The sequence below is a fragment of the Victivallis sp. genome (assembly GCF_048170485.1).
Lineage (GTDB): Bacteria > Verrucomicrobiota > Lentisphaeria > Victivallales > Victivallaceae > Victivallis.
Window position 1 is genome coordinate 1 of the sequence record NZ_DBEXAY010000309.1, and the last position, 2,711, is coordinate 2,711.

The 2,711-nt window shown below is 55.1% G+C and carries 2 protein-coding genes; one reads left to right on the forward strand and one right to left on the reverse strand.

The annotated features are described in order from the left end of the window. Positions 1-197: 197 nt before the first annotated feature. The gene (locus tag ACMLHG_RS16075; RefSeq protein WP_417171141.1) at positions 198-1,121 is read right to left on the reverse strand and encodes an AraC family transcriptional regulator; all 924 of its coding nucleotides are present in this window, start codon (positions 1,119-1,121) and stop codon (positions 198-200) included. Positions 1,122-1,290: 169 nt separating this feature from the next. Here ACMLHG_RS16075 and ACMLHG_RS16080 point away from each other — a divergent pair, with 169 nt between their 5' ends. Continuing rightward, positions 1,291-2,598 carry a glycoside hydrolase family 28 protein gene (locus ACMLHG_RS16080; RefSeq protein WP_417171142.1) on the forward strand — a complete coding sequence of 436 codons (1,308 nt, stop codon included), beginning with the start codon at positions 1,291-1,293 and terminating at the stop codon, positions 2,596-2,598. Positions 2,599-2,711 lie beyond the last annotated feature (113 nt).

A 2,711-nucleotide genomic window follows, 5' to 3' on the forward strand; every position in this document is an offset into this window, starting at 1 on the left:
ATCTTTCAACTTTTTCTTTTCCTATGGGATGGCTGTGAAAAAAATTCAGTCATATTACGGTCATGTTATTATGCATGTAATATGATTGATTGGAGGAGAGGGAAGGGAGGCATAAGCGAGCACTGCATCCAGATGAAACCATGTCTGAATGCTGGAACTTGCATGCGCAGGTTTTGAGAGTTCTGACAGCGGCTCCCTCAGCAGGACGGCGTGGTGACGGAATTTTTCTTCTGACCGGAGTTCCGCCGGAACTGGGTCGGGGTCATGCCGAATTCCCGCCGGAACTGGCTGCAGAAATAGAAGGAGTTGCAGAAGCCGAGCTGAAACGCGATCTCCTTGACAGAGAAACCGGTCCTGGTCAACAGTTCGCAGGCGGATTCCATCCGGCGCTGCATCCGGTAACGGTGGGGCGACTGGTTCATCTGCGCCCGGAAGAGCCGGGTGAAGGTCCGCTCATTCATGCCGAGGGTCCAGGCGATGGAGGCGATGCTCTCGGGGTGTTCAAAGTTTCCGCAGAGCTTTTCACAGGCCAGACGCAGGAAGAGTGATTTCTCCTGCGGGCGGGGAATCGCTTCCGACAGCGTCATCAGAAGTTCCATGGTCAACCCGGCGTTTCGCATGATGTGGTCCGGCGGGCGGCGGCGGATCAGAATCCGCAGAAGCCGGAGTTTCCGGGGCAGCGGATCGGTCTGCGGCAGGGAGAGCTGAATCGGCTGGTTCAGTTTCAGCGTCTCCAGAATCGACGGCAGGTTCACCCCCTGAAAAAAGGCTACAAACTTCTGGTATCCGCATTGTTCCGTCGTCTCGAAATAGTATTCGTACCCCGGCGGGATGAAGAGGGGCAGACCGGGGCGCACCAGATAATGTTTCTTCTCAATCCGGTAGCTGACCTCGCCGGAGATCAGCCAGACCAGCAATCCGTGCCGCGCGTGATAACTATGATACCAGGTGGGCGAATTCCGGGACGCCTCTTCGATGCCGTTGGTGTAGAGTGGATAGTCTTCGTAGGAGCCGGGATTCAGAAAAAAGTGTGTCCGCATCGCCCGGCCGGGAGCGAGCAGAAGATGGTCGGGCGGCATGTTTTCGTCCGGCTTCGGCAGATGCGGGATCGGCTGCTCCATCGTTTCTCCTTTCTGAGCTAAAGTAACACAAAAAACATATTTTTTCAACAATTGTTGTATTATTTTTGTCTGAAATCCATATTTATGAATTGCAAAAAAGGTTGTTTCTTGAGGCAGAATACGGTATAATATCATCCAGGCAGAATGGATAACTTTCAAGGAGAATGCAATGGTTGACATTCAAAACTGCGGCGCACGTTCCGGCGGAGAGTTCGACAACACCTCCGCAATTCAGCAGGCGCTGGACAGTTGCGCCGCAACTGGCGGCGGCACGGTCCGGATCGGCCCGGGCGTCTGGATGAGCTATACGTTGTATCTGCATGACAACACAACGCTCCATCTGGAGGAGGGCGCAGTGCTCCTCGGGGGGCCGGATCCTCTTCGCTACCCGGAGATTGCGGACAATCCATGGTGGATTCCCGCCCGCTGTTCCCGCCTGAACCGACGTACGTTGATCTATGCGGAACATTGCCGCAACGTCGGCATCACCGGCCGGGGAACCATCTGCGGCAATGCACATGCCTTTACCGAGGTGGCGATGGATGCTCCGCAGGAGCTCCATTGGGTCTGGAAACGGAAAGATGACCGGAAGATTCCGGGGCGGGCGATTCTCTTCGTCGCCTGTTCCGACGTTCTGCTCGACGAATTCAAGATCGAAAATGCCGCCGGATGGAGTCTTTGGATGCTGGACTGCGAACGGATTCAGATCAACAAGCTGCGTATCGACGGAGAAATGCGCCTGCCGAACATGGACGGCATCCATCTGAGCGCGTGCCGCGACGCCGTGATTGCAAACTGCATCATCCGCAGCAGTGACGACGCCCTGGTGCTGCGCTCCCATCAGGAACAGCTCTTCACGCCGCGGCCGTGTGAACGGGTGACGGTTTCCAACTGTGTGCTGAAAAGCGGCAGTTCGGCAATCCGGATCGGCTGGAGCGGGGATTACGCCATCGGCAATTGCAGTTTCAGCCATCTGATTATTGAGGAGAGTTTCGCCGGTATTTCGATTTACCTGCCGGAGATTGCGCCGATTCAGTTTGATCCGCCCCGGGGGCCGGACTGCCCGACTCCTCCGGAAAAGACGCTGCCGTTTGCGGTGGAGAACATCGCCTTCTCCCACCTCATCATGGAGACGCAGAACGGTCCTTTCATGATCCGGCTTGCCGACGACGCCTGTTGCGCAGGGGTCCGCAACATCCGGCTGAGCAACGTGGATGCGGTCAGCGGTGGTTATCCCTTTATCCGGGCGGCGGCGAAGCACGGGGTGCGGGAAATCCTTTTCGACCACTGCAATTTCTCCATCTGTCCCTGCCGCCGCAATCTGGAGCATTTCGCTGAATTCAGCAGAAGCATGATTTTTGAGACAGTCGAAGATCTTCATTTTGAAAATGTAACATGGAGAAGATGCTGTCCGGTCAAACCCGAATCCAATCAACTGTCATACGCGAACAAAGGAGATGGTATGATAAATAGCTGACGTTCGCGGTTTCTGCTTGCGGCGTGTAATTTATGGCGATTAACTTACACGTATGGAAGCGGACAGGTTGCAGACTGAATATTTATTTGAGGCGCCTCCGAGAAGAGGATGAC

What these genes read in the sequence shown, in the direction of transcription:
- ACMLHG_RS16075 (WP_417171141.1), bottom strand. Translation starts at nt 1,121, where the DNA reads ATGGAGCAGCCGATCCCGCATCTGCCGAAGCCGGACGAAAACATGCCG.
- ACMLHG_RS16080 (WP_417171142.1), top strand. Translation starts at nt 1,291, where the DNA reads ATGGTTGACATTCAAAACTGCGGCGCACGTTCCGGCGGAGAGTTCGAC.